Raw genomic sequence first — 20,417 nt, 5'->3', positions numbered from 1 at the left:
GCGCAGGCACGCGGACGTCGGGCGCGGTCACCGGGAGGGCACATCGGCGGTCACGGGCGAGTCGCCGGTTGCGGGCGAGTTGGTGGTCGCGAGCGAGTCGCCTGTCGCGGGCGCATTGCCGGTCGCGGGCGGCTTGGTGGTCGCGCGCGGGCGTTGGGCGCGGTCGCGTTCACCGACGCGGGGACGCCCGCAAGTGCAAGCGCAGTTGCGGGCATGGCCGCGGTCGCGGGCGCACCTCTACGCCCACGCAGGCGCCCCCCGGGTGCAGCCGATTCGGCGCTTGCAGCCGGTGCAGTTGCCCTACGCCCATGCGGGCGCCTCCCGTGCGGCCATTCGGCGCCTGCGGCCGGCGCGCAGTCGCCCTACGCCCGGCCGCCCGCCCCGTGCCCGCTCATGCGTCGTCCGGGTGAGTTCCCTCCGGGCGTACGCCGATGCCCGGCAGGTCGACGTATCCGCCGGATGTCCAGGCCCGGGTGCGGAGCCTGCGGACGCCGTCTATGCCCCAGTGGGCGAATGCCTCCAGGATCGACTCGGCGGCCTCGACCGCGTGTTCGGCGCCGGGGCGCAGCCAGACCTGGCGTCCGTTGCCCGGCATGTTGCCGAGTTCGAGCCGGTCCTGTCCGACCCGGATCTCGGCCGTGTGCGCGGGTTCGGCGACGTCGCCCAAGACCAGCAGCACCGGTTCCACCCATCCGACCAGTGGCATGTCCACCACCAGCGAGGACAGTACGCGCGGAAGCGCGTCGCAAAAGTCGGCCCAGTCGCGCGGGTCGGGCCCGAACGGCAGGAACAGCTCGGCCAGGCTCATGTCGGGCCGGCTGACGCACCAGATGTACGGCAGTCCGGCGAGCGATTGCGCGCGCTCGAATCCGCGTCGTTCGAAGGCCTCGCCGGCGCGGGTGGGGAACAACTCCATCACCAGCGCCTCGTTCGCGTCGTCGCGCGAGAGCCGCAGGGTGATCCGGCGCGACCGCCACCGCAACCACGCGGCCGGCCCGCCACGCCAGGGCGCCGGCCCCAGGGTCGCGGTGAGCGCCGCGCCGAGCCGGGTGTGCGCGGCGTCCAACTCCCGCCCGCGGTCGCGGACATACGGCACCGTGCCCCAGGCGCCGATCCCGCCTCCGCCGCCGTAGGCGTACTGGCCCGGCACCACGGGGCCCTGCAGGCCCGGCGTCGGCGGCGGCGGATCCACGCGGACCGGCAGCGGAGCGGTGAGACGTACGCACGGCGCTCCCTCGGCGTGCTCACCGGGATCGCCCCGGCACAGCAGTCCGGGAATACCGGTCTCGATCACCAGGCGCCCGTCCCCGTCCCGGCGAGTCTCCCAGCCGAGTCGCCCGGCGGTCTCCTGGAGGGCTTCGACGGACCAGTCCCCCCACTCGGCGCCTCGGGCGGCGAGCAGCGTTCGAGCGAGTGTGTCGGCGGCAGGCATCACGGAGACGGCCATGCTCGACATGGTCACAGCACACGGGTCGATCGGACCAGACCCTTTACCGATCCGCGCTCGAAAAGATCGTCGGCGAACCCGCGTTCCCGCGGGCCCGCCGCGGCCCGAACCACCCCGGTCGTCCGCGCCGACGACCGACCGGCGACCGCCCACCAGCGACCGCAGTGCGCCGAACATCCGGTACCGAAAACCAGGCACCGAGCGCCCACCTCCGAGCACCAACCCCCGAACCCCCGTCAGAGCAGGCTGGTCTCCGGATACTTGCCGCTCGGCGTGACGATCGTCCCGGCATTGCCCCGCAGGATCTCGGCGGCCTGATCCAAAGCGCCGATCGCCGCCATGTCACCGGTCATCTCGACGAACCGGCAGATGGCGTCGACCTTGGGCCCCATCGACCCGGCCGGGAAGTCGCCGTCGCGCAGTTGCATGGGCGTGGCGTTGGCGATCTCCTGCGCGTCGGGCTGCCCGAATCCGCGCATCACCCGGGGCACGTCCGTGAGCAGCAGCAGCGCGTCGGCGTCGAGGGCTTCGGCGAGCAGCGCCGCGGTGAGGTCCTTGTCCACCACGGCCTCGACGCCGGTGAGTTGGCCGAGTTCGTTGCGCACCACGGGCACGCCGCCGCCGCCCGCACACACCGCGACCGCGCCGGAGGCGAGCAGTTGCCGGATCAGCCGGGTCTCCACCACGCGCGCGGGTTTGGGCGAGGGCACCACGCGGCGCCACCACTTGCCGTCCTGCTTGACGATCCAGCCGCGCTCGTGCGCGAGCCGTTTGGCCTCGTCCTCCTCGTAGACGGGGCCGACGAACTTGGTCGGGTCCTGGAAGGCGGGGTCGGCGGTGGAGACGAGGGTCTGGTTGATCAGTGAGCACACCTGACGGCCGGGCAACGCGTTCTGCAGCGACTGGAGCAGCCAGTAGCCGATCATGCCCTGGGTCATCGCGCCCAGCACGTCGAACGGGTAGGGCTGGGTGAGTGACTGGTCGGCGGCGGATTGCAGGGCCAGTACGCCGACCTGGGGACCGTTACCGTGGGTCACCACCAGTTCGTGCTCGCGCGCCAACGGGGCCAGCGACTTGACCGCCTTTTGGATGTTGTGCAGTTGGATGTCGGCGTCGGGCTTGTCCCCGCGCTGAAGCATCGCGTTTCCGCCGAGGGCGACGACGACGCGCATGGTGGATCCCTTCGGTCCGGGCGACGATCGCGAACGGCGATCGGCCGATCACATCGTCGCGGCAAAGCGGGATGAATGGGGTGTTCCGCAACCACGCGCGGCCCGGGTACCGGTGGTCCGGTGCCCGGGCCGCGCCGATCCTCCTGCCGCGTGTCAGTCGCCGAGGGTGGCGACCATGACGGCCTTGATCGTGTGCAGGCGGTTCTCGGCCTCGTCGAAGACGATCGAGAACTCCGATTCGAAGACCTCGTCGGTGACCTCCAGCGCCTCCATGCCGGTCTTTTCGAAGATGTCCCGACCGACCGCGGTGTTGCGGTCGTGGAAGGCGGGGAGGCAGTGCATGAACTTGACCTTGGGGTTCCCGGTCGCCTTCACCACATCCATGTTGACCTGGTACGCCTTGAGTTGCGCGATCCGGGTGTCCCAGACCTCCTTGGGCTCGCCCATGGACACCCACACGTCGGTGTAGAGGAAGTCCACGCCCTTGACGCCTTCGGCGACGTCGGTGGTGTAGGTGATCGTGGCCCCGGTCCCGACCGCGATCTCCTTGGCCTTGTCGACGATCTCCGGGTGGTTCCACAGCGCCTCGGGCGCCACCATGCGTACGTCCATGCCCAGCATCGCGGCGGTGATCAGCAGCGAGTTGCCCATGTTGTTGCGGGCGTCGCCGAGGTAGGCGAACGAGACGCGGTGCAGCGGCTTGTCCGAGTGTTCGCGCATCGTGAGCATGTCCGCGAGCATCTGCGTGGGGTGCCACTCGTCGGTCAGGCCGTTCCACACGGGCACGCCCGCGTACTTGCCGAGTTCCTCGACGTACTCCTGCTTGCTGCCTCGGTATTCGATGCCGTCGTACATCCGGCCGAGCACCCGCGCGGTGTCCTTCATCGACTCCTTGTGGCCGATCTGCGAGCCGCCCGGGTCAAGGTAGGTCACGCCCGCGCCCTGGTCGTACGCGGCGACCTCGAACGCGCACCGCGTGCGGGTCGAGGTCTTCTCGAAGATCAGCGCGATGTTCTTGCCGACGAGGCGCTTTTGCTCGATGCCCGCGTACTTCGCGGCCTTCAGGTCCGCGGCGAGGTCGAGCAGGTGATTGAACTCCTTGGGCGTGAAGTCCAATTCCTTGAGGAAGTTGCGGTGACGCAGATTGAAGGCCATGGCTCCGGGCTTCTCTTCGAACGGGGATCGGGGGATCCGGGGGCTCGGGGGTCGGGGAGCCGTCGGACACGGAGGTTCGACGGATCGGACGCGGGTGCACGACGGTCGGACGACGGCCGCACGGATCGGCAAACCGCCAGGTTAGACGGCCTCGCGCTCGACGGGACAACTCATGCAGCGCGGTCCGCCGCGACCGCGGCCGAGTTCGCTGCCGCGAATGGTGACCACCTCGATGCCGTTCTTGCGCAGGAAGGTGTTCGTGGTGACGTTGCGTTCGTAGGCGAAGACCACGCCGGGCTCCACGGCCAGTACGTTGCACCCGTCGTCCCACTGCTCGCGCTCGGCCGAGCGCACGTCCTGGGTGGCGGCCAGGACCCGGATGTCGGACAGGTCCAGCGCGCTCGCGATCGCCTTGTGCATGTCGTCGGCGGGGTGGTCGGTGACCTTGAGCGCCTCCTCGTGGTCACCCGGTTCGATCGTGTACGAGGGCAGCATGCCCATGCCCGCGTACTTGGTGAACGTCTCGCCGTCGAGCATCGTCATCACCGTGTCGAGGTGCATGAACGCGCGCTTCTTCGGCATGCTCAGCGCCACCACCTTGGTCGCGGAGCCGTGCTTGAAGAGTGCTCGCGCCAGCGCCTCGACGCCCTGCGGGGTGGTGCGCTCGCTCATGCCGACCAGTACCGCGCCGTTGCCGATGACCAGGACGTCGCCGCCCTCCATCGTCGCGGGGAAGCTGTTCTGGCCGGGGTTCCACACGTTGAAGTCACCCTTGGCGAAGTTCGGGTGGTAGGTGTAGATCGCCTCGAAGTGCACCGTCTCGCGCCGGCGGGCGGGCATCGTCATCGCGTTCACCGCGACGCCGTCGTAGACCCAGCACGAGGTGTCGCGGGTGAAGATGTGGTTGGGCAGCGGCTTGAGCACGAAGTCGTCCACGTCCATGGTGTGGAACGCGACGCTGTGCGGCTCCTCCATGTACTCCAGGATCTCCCGCTTGGTGATCCCGCCGACCAGGTAGCGCACCAGTTCGTTGACGTCGAAGCCCTCGAACAGGCCGCGCAGTTCATCCACCGCGAGCAGGCCGAACTCGCGTTCGTCGAAGACCCGGTCCAGGACCATCTTCTTCGCCGGCGGCTCGCTCGCGAGGGTCTCGCGCAGCAGGTCGGTGAACAGGTGTACGCGGATGCCCCGATCGCGCAGCGCGTCCGCGAAGGCGTCGTGCTCCTCGCGGGCCCGCTTGACCCACAGGACGTCGTCGAACAGGAGTTCGTCCTTGTTCGTCGGGGTCAGCCGCTTCATCTCCAGGTCCGGACGGTGCAGGATCACCTGCTTGAGACGACCGGTCTCCGACTCGACGTGGAACCCCATGGAATGGTCCTCCTGACCGTTGCGAACTGCGATGTGCGTGCCGGTCGTCGGGACCGGACAGGCTTGCGGATGGTGTTTCCGGTTCGTGGGGACACGATGCGCGTGCCGGGCGCGCACCGCGCTAGTGCCCGCGCATGTCGACGGTGATGTCCGCCGGCTCGGTGGGTGGCGCCTCGGCGCCGCCGGGGCCGTACTCGCCGCGCGCGGCCTTGACCCAGATGTAGACCGGGATGCCGAGCAGCAGCATGATCAGGCTCTTGAGCACCGCGTCGGAGCCCGCGCCGTAGACCATCCACAGCGTGAACACGAAGCCCACGACCGCGATGACCAGGTCCTTGGCCAGCGCCGCGCGAGAGACCGGGCGCTCGCGGGTGACCAGCCAGAACAGTTGTGCCGACGCGGAGAACAGGTACGGAATCACGGTGGTGACGGTGGCGAGCAGCAGGATCGTCTCGAACGCGTCCTCGGACCACAGGTAGTTCACCGCGACCACGACCGAGGTCAGGACCGTCGCGACGAGGATCCCGAACGCGGGCACCCCTGCCCGGTTGACCTCGGCGAACGGGCGGGGGAACATGCCGTCCCTGGCCGCGGCGTAGGGCATCTCCGCGCACAGCATGGTCCAGCCGTTGAGCGCACCGATCCCGGAGACGATCGCCATCGCGGCCATCAGGCCGCCCCAGACGCTCCCGCCGAACATGTTGTTCAGCGCGTCGGAGAACGGGGCCGAGGAGTCGACGAGTTCGCCGTGCGGCACGTTGCCCATCACCGCGATCGTGCTCAGCATGTACACCCCGGCGCAGGCGAGCGTGCCGAGGATCGAGGCCCTGCCGATGTTGCGCCGGGGGTCCTTGACCTTCGCCGCGGCGACCGAGGCGGCCTCGATGCCCGAGTAGGCGAACACCACCAGCGCGGCGGAGACCTGGAGGGCGCCGAGGAAGCTCTTGCCGCTCGCGTTGAACGGGCCGAAGTTGGCGTTGTCGATGAAGAACAGGCCGACGATGGCGACGAACATCAGCGGGACGAACTTGAGCACGGTGGTGACGACCTGGAACAGCCCCATGTTCTTGACGCCGGACAGGTTGATCAGGGCCGGGATCCACAGGCCGACGAGCGCGATCGCGATCTTGCCCGGTCTGGAGTCCCAGTGCAGGAAGTAGTTGACGTAGCCGACCCAGGCCACCGCGATGCCCGCGTTGCCGGCCCACGCGGTGATCCAGAAGGACCACGCATTCAGGAAGCCCGGGAACTCGCCGAACGCCTCGCGGGCATAGGCGTACGGGCCGCCGGCCGCGGGGACGCGGGCGCCGAGTTTGCCGAAGATCGCGGCGATCGCCAGCGCGCCGATGGTGACCAGGCCGAAGGCGAGGATGCTGATGGTGCCGTACTTGGCGAGCGTGGCCGGCAACAGGAAAATCCCGGTGCCCACCACGCCGCCGATCACCAGCGCGGTCGCCTGCGGCAGACCGAGGGTGCCCTGTGCCGGATCGGGGTCGTCCACCGCAGGTGGGGGCGCCGATGTGACCGTCGGAGCCTTGGGTTCCACCGCGTGGCTCATCGCTGCTCCTCCGTGTGTCGAGGCGGCCCGGCGTCGAGTGTGTTCGACGCCGTTTTTCCGCCACATTCGGATCCTGCACCCGGACCCGGGTCCCCGACCTCCGACACAGGTCCCCACCTGCGGCGACGCTCGGACCAATCGACCCGGGACCTTCGACCCGCCGCGATCGGCACATGGCTTTTAAGCGACATACCCGAAGTTGACGGCATTCACATACAAAAAGGGCGGCATCCGTGTTTCCGCGGATGCCGCCCTTGGTGCGAACAGGTGACGTGGACTCAGAGTCGCGGGTCCACCGGTTCCGATTCGAGCGCGAGTACGGCGAAGACCGCCTCGTGCACACGCCACAGCGCCTCGCCGGACACGAGCCGCACCAGCGCCTCCGCGCCCAGCGCGTGCTCGCGCAGTGCCATCGAGCGCTTGTGGCCGAGGCCGCGATCACGCAACCGGTCGAGGTTCACCGGTTCGGTGTAGTCGGCGCCGTAGATGATCCGCAGGTACTCCGGTCCGCGGCACTTGACCCCGGGCTGCACGCGCCGGTTGGCGACCCGGTCGGCCTCGCCCGCGAGCGGCTTGACCACCATGCCCTCGCCTCCGGTGGAGGTCAGTTCGGTCCACCAGGCGATGCCGGCCGCGACCTGCTCCTCGTCGGTGACGTCCACGATCAGTCGCCCGGTGGGCGCGAGCAGCCCCGAGGGGTCGGCCGCGACCAGCCGGTCGGCGAGCGCGAGATGCCACTCGTGGTCACGACCCAGGTAGGAGCCGCCACGGCCGGCGAGCACCTGGAACGGGGCGAAGCGCAGCCCGGTCAGGCCGTCGGTGGGCCAGCAGTACCGGCCGTAAGCGTCCACGAACGCGCGGGCGTTGGCCGTGCGTCCGGCGATCCGGTCGGCCAGGTCCCCGACGTCGATACCGCGTTCGAGTGCACGCGCCAGCGCGGCGCCGGCGACCGGCAGCGCGGCGGTCGCGGCCGCACCCACCGACGCGTACTGCTGCCGCAGCAGCTCCTGCGCCTTGGCCGACCAGGGCATCAACTCGGCGTCGAACAGCAACCAGTCGGTGTCCAGTTCGGCCCACAGGCCCGCCGCGTCGACCGCCCCGCGCACGCGGTCGAGGAAGCCGTCGGTGGTGGCTCGGTCGGGGAAGAAACCGCGGCCGGTGCGGGTCCACACCGCGCCCGCGCCCATCCCCTCGTCCACGCCGAACACCTCGCGTGCGACGGCCTCGTCCCGGCACACCAGGGCGATCGCACGCGAGCCCATGTGCTTCTCCTCGCAGATCACCCGGGTGACGCCGTCCGCGCGGAACTGGGCGAACGCCTCGGCCGGGTGTTCGAGCAGACCGGGCAGCGTGCTCGTGGCGCAGGGCGCCATCGTCGGCGGCAGGTAGACCAGCCAGCGCGGGTCGATGGCGAACCGGCTCATCACCTCGAGGGCCGCGGCCGCGTTCTCCTGGCGCACCGTCACCAGGCCCGCGCCGGCGGTCTCGATGTGCCAGCGACCGACCCCGCCGGGGGCCAGGTCCAGCACGTCGCCGAGGTCGAGGGCGCGCCCGTCGCGACCGCCGGGAGCGGCGGAGACGAGCGGTCGCACCGGCTCGTACCAGACCTGTTCGGCCGGTACCGCGACCAGTTCGCGCTCCGGCCAGCGCAGCGCGGTCAACTCGCCGCCGAACACCGCGCCGGTGTCCAGGCAGATCGTGTTGTTCACCCACACGGCGCGCGGCGTGGGCGTGTGACCGTAGACCACGGTGGCCTTGCCGCGGTACTCGTCGGCCCACGGGTAGCGCACCGGCAGGCCGTACTCGTCGGTCTCGCCGGTGGTGTCGCCGTACAGCGCGAAGCTGCGCACCCGCCCGGACATCCGGCCGTGGTACTTCTCCGGCAGGCCGGCGTGGCACACCACGAGCCGGCCCCCGTCGAGTACGTAGTGGCTGACCAGGGATTCGCAGAAGTCGACCACCTCGGTGCGGAACTCCTCGCTCTCCGCGGCCAGTTGTTCGAGCGATTCGGCGAGGCCGTGGGTGGTCTTGACCTGGCGGCCCTTGAGCGCGCGCACCAGCTTGTTCTCGTGGTTGCCCGGCACGCACAGGGCGTGTCCGGCGCCGACCATGCCCATCACCAGGCGCAGTACACCGGGCGTGTCCGGCCCGCGGTCGACCAGGTCGCCGACGAACACGGCGGTGCGGCCCTCGGGGTGCGCCGCGTCGACCGGCCGCCCGGCTTCGTCGCGGGTGAGCGTGTATCCGAGTTCGACCAGCAGCGACTCCAATTCGGCCCGGCAGCCGTGGATGTCGCCGATCACGTCGAACGGGCCGGTCAGGTGTCGCAGGTCGTTGTAGCGGCGCTCGTGGACGATCTCGGCGCGCGCGACCTCGTCGGTGCCGGAGAGCACGTGCACCCGGCGAAAGCCCTCGCGCTGGAGACCGCGCAGCGAGCGGCGCATGTCGCGGTGCTGGCGCTGGATCACCTGCGGGGGCAGGTGCATGCGGTCCGGGCGCTCGGCATTGCGCGCCTGGCATTCGTCCTGGGGTATGTCCAGCACGATCGCGATCGGGAACACGTCGTGGTCGCGGGCGATCCGGACCAGTTGCGCCCGGGCCTCGCGCTGCACGTTGGTCGCGTCCACCACGGTCAACCGGCCGGAGGCGAGGCGCATGCGGGCGACGTGGTGCAGCAGTTCGAACGCGTCGCCGGAGGCCGACTGGTCGTTCTCGTCGTCGGCGACCAGGCCGCGGAAGTAGTCGGAGGAGAGGACCTGGGTGTGCTTGAAGTGGGTGCGGGCGAACGTGGACTTGCCCGCGCCGGTGGTGCCGATCAGGACCACCAGACACAGGTCGGGCATGGTCAGTGCGCGGCGGGCGCTCGCGTCGTGGGTCATGCCGTCGCTCCGGTGCCTTCGTCGTCGGTGGGGGTGGTGGTGGTGGGGGCGTCGGTGGTCGCGGGGGTGTCGCCGGTGTGGGTGATCGTGCCCGCGCCGGCGTCGGTACGGGAGAACACCACCATCTGGGTGGAGGGGCCGACCTCGGGGTCGACCTCGCCGACCGGTTCGAAGCGCGTCGCGTAGCCGTAGGTCGCCGCCGCCCGTTCGGCCCAGGCACGAAACGTCGCGCGGTCCCATTCGAAGCGGTGGTCGCCGTGGCGCATGGCGCCGGCGGCGAGGCCGTGGCCGCCCGGTTCCTCGGGCGCGTAGCGGACGTTGTACTCGACGTTGGGCGTGGTGACCACGACGGTCGCGGGTCGGGCCGCGCCCAGTACCGCGTACTCGAGGGCGGGCAGACGCGGTTCGTCCAAGTGCTCGATCACCTCGCACAGCACTGCGGCGTCGTAGCCCACGAGCCGCTTGTCGGTGTAGGTCAGCGCGCCCTGGATCAGGCGCACCCGATCGCGCTGCCGCTCCGACATCCGGGCGAGCTTGAGCTTGCGCTCGGCGATGGTGAGCGCGCGGACGGACACGTCGACGCCGACGATCTCGCGAAAACGCGGTTCCCTGAGCAGGGCTCCGATCAACTTGCCGTCGCCGCACCCGAGGTCGAGCACCCGTTCGGCGCCGGCCGCCCGCAATGCCTCCAGAATCGCATCCCGCCGCTGCCGGGCAAGCGAGATGCCGGCCCCGCCGGCGACCTCGCCCGCAGACGCGTCCGCAGGGACGGGGGTCCCGGCCGCAGACGACACGACACCGGTCGCGGGCACGGACGCAACGCCCGAGGCCGCAAGCGCACCCGCAGGCGCAACGTTCGACGCCGCGGACACGGACGCACCCGCCGCAGGCACACCCGCAGACACGACGCCCAGGCTCTCAGGCGCACCCGCAGGCGCAGCACCCGCCGTCTCAGACGCACCCTCATCCGCACCCGCAGGCGCAACGTTCGACGCCGCAGGTACGGACACACCCGCCGCAGGCGCACCCGCAGGCGCGATGCCCGAGGTCTCGCCCGCACCCGCGGGCGCAATGCCCGAGGTCGCGGGCACGGACGCAGCGGTCGCGGGCGCCGGCGTACCGGTCGCAGGCGCGTGCGTGACGCCCGCAGGCGCAGGCGCAGCGCCGGCGCTCGCGACCGCTGCGCGCGCTGCGTCGTCAGTCGCGACCGCAGGCCCCGATCCCGGTGCCTGGTCCTCGTCCGGCTCGTCCGGTATCGCGTTGTCGAGGTCTTCCGGTGCGGTCTCGTCGATTTCGGCCAGTCGTTCGATCGCGCTGCGGGTGAGGGTGGCTCGGCGCGCGAGGTACCGGCTCGCGATCACGTCACGGTCCGGGTGCGCGGCCAGCCAACCCTCGCCGGCGCGGAGCAGTTTGTCCACCTCGTCCGGCGCGACCCAGTAGTGCTTCGCGTTGTCCAGCACCGGGAGGAGCACGTACAACTGTCGCAGCGCCTCCGCGAGCGGCATGGTGCCGGTCAACGCCAGCCGCACGTAACGCGATTCGCCCCACTCCGGGAAGCCCGCGTCCAGCGGCACGGTCTCGGTCCGTACCTGCCACCCCAGCGGCTCGAACAGCCGCCGGACCATCTCCGCGCCACCGCGCGCGGAAAGCGCGGGCACCTCGATCTCCAGCGGCAGTGCCATCGCGGGCAGTTCGGGGCGCGCGTCGCAGCGCCCCTGCATCGCGGTGCGAAAGACCGTGCCGAGCGCGACCGCGAGCAACGACGAGGCGGCGTAGGGCCGGTCGTTGACGTACTGCGCGAGCGTGAGGTCGGGCGAGCCCTTGGCTCCCTTGCCCCGCTTGACCCCGCGCGTGAGCGCGATCGGGTCGACGTCGAGCAGCAGCGCCGCGGTGCAGCGTGTCTCGTCCGCCTCGGGGTAGAAGACGTGGGCGTCGCCATAGGTGGTGCTGAACCGCTGGGCCTTCCCGGGATGCTTGTGCAGCAGGAAGCCGAGGTCGGTGGCAGGTCGATGCGTGGTTGCGATGGTCAGGAACACCGGACCGATTATGTGTCAGATGTACCGGCGCCGACGATCCTTTATTCGCCCGAAGGGTGCGTGCCCTCGACCGCCACGGACAGTTCCACCGCCGTCCCGGACGTCCCGGATCCGGGCGCGCCCGGCACCTCGCGCGGGCAGTGTTGTCGCAGCGTGCCCAGGTCGATCGGCAGGCCCCGTTCGGCGGCGGCGCGAACGAGGGCGGCGAACGCCGGATGCACGGCGGTGTCGTCGTCGGGGTCGTTGTCGGTGACGGGATGGTCGGTGGCGAGCTCGCGACCGGCCGGGCGCAGGCCGGCGACCGTCCGCCTGCCCGGAACGGACCAGCCCTCGGGCGCCGGCGCGGACAGCGGCAGGCACAGCGCGACCTCGGTGCCGGCGTCCGCGGCGGGTCGGCCCAGGTCCAGCCAGAAGGGGCCGCTCGGGGTGATTCCGTCCGCCGCGAGACTCGCGTACAGGTCGAACAGGGCCTCCTCGACCGCGACATCGGCGTCCACGACTGTCCCGTCCGCCCCCGCGACCACCGCGCCCGAGCCCGCACCACCTGCGCCTGCGACCACCGCGCGTGAGCCCGCACGCCCACCTGCCGGCTCCGCCCCCGCGACCACCGCGCCTGAAGCCGTACCTCCACCTGCCGGCTCCGGGCCACCCCCGGGCGTCGCGATGTACTCGACGACGCCCACCCACGCCTGCGCCCGGGTGAGCCGCAACCGCACGTCGTAGCGCGCCTCCGTGCCGGCGAGCACGCGCTCGGCCGCCGCAAGTGCCCGGTCCTCGCGCGCCCGTTCGACACGCACCGCCTCGCGACGGGTGTGCAGGGCCTGCTGCGGGGAGCCGCCGGCGGCCACCGCGATCCGTACCTCCGCGAGTGGCACCCCCGCCGCCCGGAGTGCGCGGACCACGCCCGCCTGTTCGAGTTGGCCGACCGAGTAGCGGCGATACCGCGTGCCCGGGTGTACGTCGGCGGGCACCAATACGCCCTGTTCGTCGTACCAGCGCAGGGCCTTGACGGTCAGGCCCGTGGCGCGAGCGAAGTCTCCGATGCCGAGGAACATCCTCATCACCTCCCGGCCGACCACGGTGCCCCCTCCCGTGACGGGAGGGTCCACCGCCCCGGGTCGGGCGCGTGCGCCGCGGGTGCGCACCGCCACGATCGGTGCGATCGCGGCGGTGCCATCGCGGCGGGCGCGCGGCCCGGGTCACCAGTCGTCGGGCTCGGTGACGGTCAGCAGGCGGACGAATCTCTCGTAGGACACCTGGCAACTCTCCAGGCGCTCGTAGGTACGGGCCGACAACGCGACGGGGGCGCTGGGTTCGAGAGCAACGCTCCAGAACCAGCCCGGTGCCCCCGTCGCCCGTCCGATGACGGGCACCAGGTCCACGACCCGGCGACGCAGCCGGTCCAGCTCGATGCGGCAGGCCCCCGCCGTGACATGGCCCCGAGCGGACCGCGCGAGCACGCGGCCGTTCGGGGCGATGAGCCGCCACCGCACGTGCTGCTCGGCGTCCAGGTGGACGTCGTAGCGCGCGTGCCGTTCCGGCGTACCGTCCGGGGCCTGCGACTCATCCGAAGCGACCGGCGACATAGTCGGCCGTCCGGGGGTCGCGGGGGGCACCGAAGATCGCGGTGGTGGGTCCGGCCTCGACGATGTGGCCGGGGGTGTTCTCCGCCGCGAGGAAGAACGCACAGTGGTCGGATACACGTTGGGCCTGTTGCATGTTGTGCGTGACGATGACGATGGTGACCTGGTCGCGCAACTCGCCGATGGTGTCCTCGATCCGCCTGGTGGAGGTCGGGTCCAGGGCCGAGCACGGCTCGTCCATGAGCAGCACGTCGGGGTCGACCGCGAGCGAACGGGCGATGCAGAGACGTTGCTGCTGGCCTCCCGACAGCGCGCCGCCGGGTTGCCTGAGTCGGTTGCGCACCTCCGTCCACAGGCCGGCCCGGGTCAGCGAGGATTCCACGACGGCGTCCTTGTCCGTGTTGCGCACGCCGGTCAGCTTGAGGCCGGCGACCACGTTGTCGTAGATGGACATCGCCGGGAACGGGTTGGGCTTTTGGAAGACCATCCCGACCCGGCGCCGGGTCTCGATCGGCCGGCGGGCGGAGTCGTAGATGTCCTCGCCGTCGAGCAGGACCCGGCCCGCGAGTTGGGCGCTGGGTACCAGTTCGTGCATCCGGTTGAGGATGCGCAGGAACGTGGATTTGCCGCAGCCGGACGGCCCGATCAGGGCCGTGACGGAGTTGGCCGCCATCACGAGGTCGACACGTTCGAGCACCTTGTGGGTGCCGAACCAGGCGCTGACGGTCTCCGCGGTGAGCGTCGAGCCACGCCCGCCGGCGGATTGAGCCGGTAAAGGCTGGGTCTCGGCTGCGGGAGCGAGAGTCGTCGCACCGCTGTCCGGGCTGGTCACGTGCGGAGCCTCCGGGGTGTGGAGTGGGACGGGAACCGGCGTCAGAGCGTCGCCGGGAGTATGCGTGCGGCGGATTCGTACAGTGCCCACACGACGGCGAGCACGACCGGGGTGCCGAGCAGGAGCGTGACTCGGCGATCGGGGTGACGGCGCAGGGCCCAGACCAGGACGGCGACCACGATGGTGAACGCCTGCGCCCACAGGAGCAGTCGCACGCCGGCGTTCGCGTAGCCGCCGGTGCCCTTCTCGTCCGCGCGTAGACCTTGCGGACGCCGGCCCTCCTGGGCCTTGGGGGCGCCCTGTAGTTCGGCGACGACCACCGTGCGGCCGCCGGGGCGGATCCACGAGTCGGCGGTGATCAGCACCAGTCGGTTCTCCCGGCCGGGGGCGAGCACGTCGTCCTTGCCGTTGGCGATGTGCCTGCGCTCGATCACCTTGTAGGTGAAATCGCCCTGCTGGGTGGTCGCCTCGATGCGCTGGCCGACGCGCAGGTCGTCGAGGTCGTGGAACGGGCCGCCGAAGCTGTACGCGCGGCCCATGATCACGCTGTGCCCGCCCTGCCCGGGCAGGCCGCTGGTCCGCAGGTGTCCGGGGCCCTTGGCGAGCGAGTCGGCGGTGGTGCCCTCGACCACGACCTGGCGCAGGCCGATCGCGGGGATCCGCAACATCGCCACCGGCCTGCCCTTGGCGATGGTGCCGCCGAGAGGGGCGACGTCGCGGTAGAGCTCGTCGGAGAGTCGGTCGGCCAGGATGCTTTGGTCGCGGGCCTGTTGGATGTCGGAGACGACGTACACGTAGCCGACGAAGCCCGCGATGAGCAGCGCGAGCAGCGCGACCGCGGCGCCCGCGACGGTGTACGGGTCGGCCCTGCTCGCGCGGGCCCCGCCCGCGGTCGCCGGCGGTTGCCCGCCGGCGCCGGCACCTGCGGGTGCGGTCGCGCTCGCGGGTGCGGGTGCGGTCGCGAGGGCGGTCGCCGGCGCAGTCGCGGGGGCCTTGGAGAAGGTGTCGGCGGTCATGCGGGCACTCCCTGGCGACCGATCAGGCGCAGGACGGCGGCCACCGGTGGTGGCCAGTTGCCGGTGCGGCGTTTGTGTCCGAGGGAGAGCAGTACGGGGCAGGCGACGAGCGCGCCCGCGCTCACGCACATCAGTACGAGCAGTACGATCGCGGACCCGTCGCCGTCGAGCGCGTCCTTGATCACGCTGGCGACCTTCGGGAACGGCCCCTTGTCGGTCGGCGGCGCGGCGGCACCCACCGGTGCGGTGGAGGGCGCGGCGGTCGACGGCGCGGCCGAGGGCGAGGCGCCGGGGTCGCCGGTGACCGGGGTGTTCGGGATGCCGGTGTTGCCGGCACTGGTGCCCGCGGAGGTACCGGTGTTCTTGTCGGTGTTTCCGTTCACGGGCGGGTTGGTGGGCGGCGGGGTTTCCCCGGTCCACTTGGGCGCGTCGGCGATCTTCTTGCGGGCGTCCGCGATCTGCTGCTTCTGCGCGTCGGTGAGCGGGGTGTAGCCGGGCGGCAGCGCGCCGGGCTGGAAGGTGCCCGTCTGCGTCTGCCCGGTGGTCGCCGCGTAGGCGAGGAAGGTGTCGATCTTGGCGGCCTTGGCGGCGGTGAGCTTGTCGGTGGAGACCATCGCCACGTCGGTGGCGGTGAGCGGATAGGCGTTCGCGGCGGTGCTGCGGTAGTCGTTGGTCAGCGTCGCCCCGTCCGGGCCCGGCTTGGCGGCGGCGATTCCGGCGCGCACGGTCGCGGGGTCGGTCGGGTCCACGAAGTTGCCCGCGGCGTTGCGGAGCTTGGCGACCGGCGTACCCATGCGCAGGGCCGCCTCGACCGAGGTCACGGCCATCACGGTGTGCGAACCGAAGGCGTCCTGACCGTCGTCCTTGGGCCCGAAGTCGCCCACGGTGCGGTTCATCGGCACCGCGTTGCCCAGGCGGTTGACGATGTCCTCGTACACCGTCTGCGGCACGTTCACGTTGGACTGGTTCTCCAAGCGGTTGGTGTACACCGCCAGCGGGTACGTCGCCGCGCCGACGCGCCACTCCGGCGGGCACACGATGCCGCCGGCATCCGGTGTCCCCGAGAGCCATGTGGCCGTTTCCGGGTCGGCGGCGAGCCAGGCGGTGAGTGCCCAGATCATGTCGTCCTGGACGCCGCGCAGGATCGGACTGCGGTCGGCGACGGGCCATTCGTGCGGCTGGTTGATGGCCTTGAACTCGGGGTCGTCGTAGACCTTGATGATCGCGCCCGGCCCACGCGGCCCCGTGGTGTAGGCCCCGGTGATCATTTTCGCGACCAGGCGCGGGGTCAGGCTCATCGACGTGATCGGCTCGTGGGTACTGGAGTCGTCGATGTTGAAGGCGATCGCCAGCGCACCGTTGGTCAGCGGCGCGTACACCGTCTTGTCCTTGTCGCGGGTGCCGGTCAATCCCACCGGGCGAGCCTGGTCGAGCGCGCCGCCGATGGGCTGCTGGGTGACACCGATGTCGGCTCCGTCCCGGAGGAAGACCTCGCGAGCGTTGGGGCCGGAGCCGGAACTGACCGTCATGTTCACGGGGTTGGTCCGCGCCCCGCACAGCCCGAACACCCACGAGGCACCGGCCTGGGAGAACTCGCCGGTGCCGCTGACCGACAGGTCCGGGTGTTCCATGCCCGGACACGCGTCGGGCGCGGGGATGAACGACAGCGGCGTCACAGCCGCCTGTCCGGCGGCGAAGGCCAGCGCCATCTCGGTGTCGGTGATCTGGTACTGGACGCCCAGATCGATGTGCGGCTTCGGCTGGAAGGAGGTGGCGGTACTGCCCGCCGCGGGCATCACGAAGGCCACGACCGAACACGCCTGTCGGTCCGAGCAACCCAGTTGTGGCAGTCGCAGCGCGGGCCTGACCTGGAGCCACGCCTCTCCGGATCCGTCCGCGCGGGTGGGCACTCCGGTCTGCTTGGTGGCGAGGATCGGCGGATTGCCGTCGGGTTGCTGGAAGACGCCGTTGTCCGTGTAGGTCGGCGACCAGCAGTCCCGAGGCCGGGGCGTGGTGCCCTTGCACTGCATCACGACGATGCTGTTGGTACCGGCGGCCAGGGTGAAGCCGGTCCACTTGACCAGGATGCGCTGGTTGACGAGGTTGGTGCTCTGCGACACCGTCACCGCCGGGCGGGCGGCGGGCTCGGCCGCGCCGGCCGTCCCGGCGACCACACCCAGCCACCCCGCGAGCAGCGCGACGCACAGCGCGATGACACCGGCGACGGACAACGCGCGGCCCGGCGAAGCGGTGGAACGCTCGATGCCGCTCACGGCAACCCCACTTCCCTCGCCCCCGTTCGAGGACGGTTCCCCCGCCGATTCCCCCCGGCGAGAACGACCCGCGCCGATCCTCGCGCGGCGCGGCGGCGCGAGGGGAGCGGAAACCGACACGGTGTTCGAAAGTTCGCCTGCGGCGTACGGACCGGACATCTCCCGGTCACCCGATCCGGCCTGCTCGCGCGAGTCAGCGGACATCGGGACCACGTCCTCGACCGAGTCGGCTGTACAGGAATGGCGCGCCGAACACCGCCGCCATCAGGCACACCAGGGTGAGTGCGTAGAACCAGACCGGCGGCAGCGGCGGCGAGTCGCCGGCTTCCACCGATCCGGCGCTGACCGGCCCGCCGGGACCGGACTTGTCGCCGCCGGCGACGACTTCGCCGGTGCCCGGGTCGAGGCCGGCTCCGCCGCCGGTGTCCGGCCCCTGGGTTGCGCCGGTTCCGCCGCCGGCGGCTCCCGGCGTGTCCCCGGGCTTGGGCGTGTTGCCGCCGGTGCCGTTGTTGGTGGTGCCGTTGTTGTTCTGGTTGTTGGCGCCGCCCGGACCGCCCTGCTGGGGCTGCTGTTGCTGCTGCTTCTGCTCCGGCGGCACCCAGGCCGGGTCGAAGGTCGGATTCGGGCAGGCGTCGTGGTCCGCCTTGGTCGGCTTGTCCAGGTTCGCCGGCAGTGCCCCAGGGTCCGGCGCGCCGGGGATCGACTTGATCGCGTCGTAGCCGAAGCTGACCAGCTTGGGGGGCAGCGGCGAGTATCCCAGCCGCGGCGCCTGACCCTGCCCGGCGCACAGGAAGTATTTGATGAACTTGCCGAGTGTTTCGCCCTTGGACTCGTCGAAGGAGAACTGCTTGGCGGCTGGCACGATCATGTAGCTGTAGCTGGAAATCGGATAGGCGCGCTTGTCCGGGTTGGTGTAGACGTCGTCCAGGATCTGCGTGCTGTCCGGGTTCAGCCGGGCCTTGGTGAGTGCGATCGACACCGCGTCCGAGCTGGGCTGGGTGTAGACGCCGGCGACGTTCTTGACCGAGGCGACCGGGAATTGCCGCTGGATCGCGTAGGCGGTCTCGACGTAGGTGATCGCGCCCTCGCCGTATCCGGCCGCGACGTAGTTGGCCACGCCTTCGGAGCCGGCCTGCGCCTTGGTGGCCCCCTTGACCGGGAACTCGGAGGTCATGCCGCCGGGGAAGAACGGCCGCCAGATGTCGTTGACCTGGTTGGTCAGGAAGGCGGTGAACTGCGCGCTCGTGCCCGAGCCGTCCGAGCGCACGACCGGGGTGATCGGGGTGGCGGGCAGGGACAGGGCAGGGTTGTCGTCCTTGATCGCCTTGTCGTTCCACACCTTGATCTGGTTGGTGAAGATCCCGGCGATGGTGCGCGGCGACAGCTGGAGGTTGCGGACCTGCTGGCCGCGGATCTTCAGGTTGTACATGAACGAGGTGCCGCCCGCGACGATCGGCAGGTATTTGAACTTGGTGTTGTCGGCCTGCAGGCGCGCGAGTTCGTTGGTCGCCTGCCCGGCCCGGTCGACGTAGTTGCCCTGGAAGGGGATCTCCGAGACCGCGAAGTCGACCAGGTGGCTCATGAAGTCGTTGCGTCCGGCGGTGGATCCGTTGGGGGTGTAGTCGACCGCGAGGCCGCGGGCGGCGACGTCGGCCGACCACTGCATGGTCGCGGGCGAGCTCCACGTGGAGCCGCTGCCGTGGATGCCGGCGGCGGCCGAGGCGGTGCCGGACGGCAGGACGAGCAGGGGGACGGCGAGCACGGACGCGATCGCCACGCGTAGCAGATGCGCGGGCAGGCGCGTGGTCCTGGTCATGAAGTGGGCTCCGGGGTGAGGGACTTGGTGGCGGCGCCGGCGCGGCGCCGTTTGCGGCGTCCGGACTCGCCGGGGGCGCGACCGCCGATCAGGCGCGCGAGGGAGAACAGCACGAGGACGATGAGCAGCAAGGTCACGGCGGCGCCCCACGCGAGGGAGTTGAGCTCGTCGCTGGGCGACTTGTAGTTCACCCAGATGAAGTAAGGCAGGGAGGTCTGCACCCCGCTGAACGGGTCCCAGTTCATGCCCGCGCCGCCGCCCGCGACCAGCAGCACGGGCGCGGTCTCGCCGACCACGCGGGCGCAGCCGAGGATGACGGCGGTGACCAGGCCGCTGCGGGCGGTGGGCAGTACCACGTTCCACAGGGTGCGGAACTCCCCCGCGCCCAGGGCCAGCGACGCCTCGCGCAGGCCGTTGGGCACCAAGCGCAACACGACCTCGGTGGCGCGGGTGACCACCGGCATCATCTCCACCGACAGCGCCAGGCCCGCGGCCAGGCCGCAAAAGCCCTGGCCGAGGGAGATGACGAAGAAGGCGTAGACGAACAGGCCGGCGACCACCGAGGGGATCGCGGTCATCGCTTCGACGACCACGCGCACCACGACGGCGAACCGGCCGCCGACCTCGTTCATGTAGATCGCGGCGATCACCCCGAGCGGGACGCTCAGCAGGATCGCGATGCCCATTTGTTCGAAGGTGCCGACGATCGCGTGTGCGGCGCCCACCGAGACCCCGTGCGGGCTCAGCGCGCTGAAGTGGCGCTGGGTGGCGGTGAAGAAGTCCGTGTTCAGGATGCGGCCGAAGCCCTTGACGAAGACGTAGCCGATCACGGTCGCCACCGTGCCGACCATCAGGGCCGCGCCGGTGGAGATCACGGCGCCGGCGACGCGGTCGCCGGCGGCCACCCGGTCCAGGCGCATGTGGGTGGCGATCGCGTACAGCAGCAGGAAGCTGAGGTAGGCGGTGATCAGGTAGCCCTGCCAGCCGGCGACCGGCAGGATCCGCCCGTACAGCACCCACGCGAAGCTCGCGCCGGCGACCATGGCGCCGAGCGCGACGCCGATGTCGTCGGGGGCGACACGGCGCAGCGCCACGCGGGCCTGCTCCGGTGGTCGCGGCGCGGACGCGGGCGGCGGCGCGTCGGGTCCGGGCCGAACGATCGGCTCGGTGACGGTCATCGTCGTGGATCCCCTCGATGGTGGGTCTGGTGGAGCCGTGGGTCGCTGTCGGGAGTTCGGTGGGCCGGGACGCGATGTCCCAGGCTCGATGTCTCGGGTCTCGG

The 20,417-nt window shown here is 71.0% G+C and carries 14 protein-coding genes; all 14 read right to left on the bottom strand.

Annotated features, from left to right (window positions below; all coding sequences use genetic code 11):
• Window positions 1–391: 391 nt before the first annotated feature.
• Window positions 392–1,447, bottom strand: coding sequence for a hypothetical protein (locus ACMXN5_RS24425; protein ID WP_439676993.1), 1,056 nt, complete (start codon window positions 1,445–1,447; stop codon window positions 392–394).
• 236 nt (window positions 1,448–1,683) lie between these two features.
• Window positions 1,684–2,619, bottom strand: coding sequence for a carbamate kinase (arcC, locus tag ACMXN5_RS24420; RefSeq protein ID WP_439676992.1), 936 nt, complete (start codon window positions 2,617–2,619; stop codon window positions 1,684–1,686).
• A 153-nt stretch (window positions 2,620–2,772) separates the two neighbouring features.
• Window positions 2,773–3,774, bottom strand: a complete 1,002-nt coding sequence (gene argF, locus ACMXN5_RS24415; RefSeq protein ID WP_439676991.1) for an ornithine carbamoyltransferase — start codon at window positions 3,772–3,774, stop codon at window positions 2,773–2,775.
• A 141-nt stretch (window positions 3,775–3,915) separates the two neighbouring features.
• On the bottom strand, window positions 3,916–5,142 hold the full coding sequence (locus ACMXN5_RS24410) for an arginine deiminase (RefSeq protein ID WP_439676990.1): 1,227 nt from the start codon (window positions 5,140–5,142) through the stop codon (window positions 3,916–3,918).
• Between the two features lie 121 nt (window positions 5,143–5,263).
• Complete coding sequence (locus tag ACMXN5_RS24405) at window positions 5,264–6,700, bottom strand: APC family permease (protein ID WP_439676989.1); 1,437 nt, start codon at window positions 6,698–6,700, stop codon at window positions 5,264–5,266.
• Window positions 6,701–6,978: 278 nt separating this feature from the next.
• Window positions 6,979–9,579 (bottom strand): polynucleotide kinase-phosphatase, encoded by a 2,601-nt coding sequence (locus ACMXN5_RS24400; protein ID WP_439676988.1) that lies wholly within the window; start codon window positions 9,577–9,579, stop codon window positions 6,979–6,981.
• A complete protein-coding gene (locus ACMXN5_RS24395) occupies window positions 9,576–11,615 on the bottom strand; it encodes a 3' terminal RNA ribose 2'-O-methyltransferase Hen1 (protein WP_439676987.1) in 2,040 nt (679 codons plus the stop codon). Before ACMXN5_RS24395 ends, ACMXN5_RS24400 begins: the two co-directional genes overlap by 4 nt.
• Window positions 11,616–11,656: 41 nt before the next feature.
• Window positions 11,657–12,670, bottom strand: coding sequence for a MerR family transcriptional regulator (locus ACMXN5_RS24390; RefSeq protein ID WP_439676986.1), 1,014 nt, complete (start codon window positions 12,668–12,670; stop codon window positions 11,657–11,659).
• A 144-nt stretch (window positions 12,671–12,814) separates the two neighbouring features.
• Window positions 12,815–13,201 (bottom strand): hypothetical protein, encoded by a 387-nt coding sequence (locus ACMXN5_RS24385; protein WP_078974919.1) that lies wholly within the window; start codon window positions 13,199–13,201, stop codon window positions 12,815–12,817.
• A complete protein-coding gene (locus tag ACMXN5_RS24380) occupies window positions 13,179–13,895 on the bottom strand; it encodes a phosphate ABC transporter ATP-binding protein (protein WP_439678067.1) in 717 nt (238 codons plus the stop codon). Before ACMXN5_RS24380 ends, ACMXN5_RS24385 begins: the two co-directional genes overlap by 23 nt.
• A 176-nt stretch (window positions 13,896–14,071) precedes the next feature.
• Window positions 14,072–15,046, bottom strand: coding sequence for a sortase (locus ACMXN5_RS24375; RefSeq protein ID WP_439676985.1), 975 nt, complete (start codon window positions 15,044–15,046; stop codon window positions 14,072–14,074).
• Entirely contained in the window at window positions 15,043–17,319 is a 2,277-nt protein-coding gene (locus ACMXN5_RS24370; protein WP_439676984.1) for a hypothetical protein, read from the bottom strand. The genes ACMXN5_RS24375 and ACMXN5_RS24370 overlap by 4 nt, the downstream gene beginning before the upstream one ends.
• Window positions 17,320–17,512: 193 nt before the next feature.
• Window positions 17,513–19,135: a phosphate ABC transporter substrate-binding protein PstS gene (locus tag ACMXN5_RS24365; protein ID WP_439676983.1), complete on the bottom strand. Its 1,623-nt coding sequence runs from the start codon at window positions 19,133–19,135 to the stop codon at window positions 17,513–17,515.
• A complete protein-coding gene (gene pstA, locus ACMXN5_RS24360; protein WP_439676982.1) occupies window positions 19,132–20,313 on the bottom strand; it encodes a phosphate ABC transporter permease PstA in 1,182 nt (393 codons plus the stop codon). Before pstA ends, ACMXN5_RS24365 begins: the two co-directional genes overlap by 4 nt.
• Window positions 20,314–20,417 lie beyond the last annotated feature (104 nt).

Source organism: Embleya australiensis (assembly GCF_051903075.1).
Lineage (GTDB): Bacteria > Actinomycetota > Actinomycetes > Streptomycetales > Streptomycetaceae > Embleya.
Note: the sequence above shows the minus strand (reverse complement) of the source record. Positions and strands in the feature narration are given on the sequence as shown.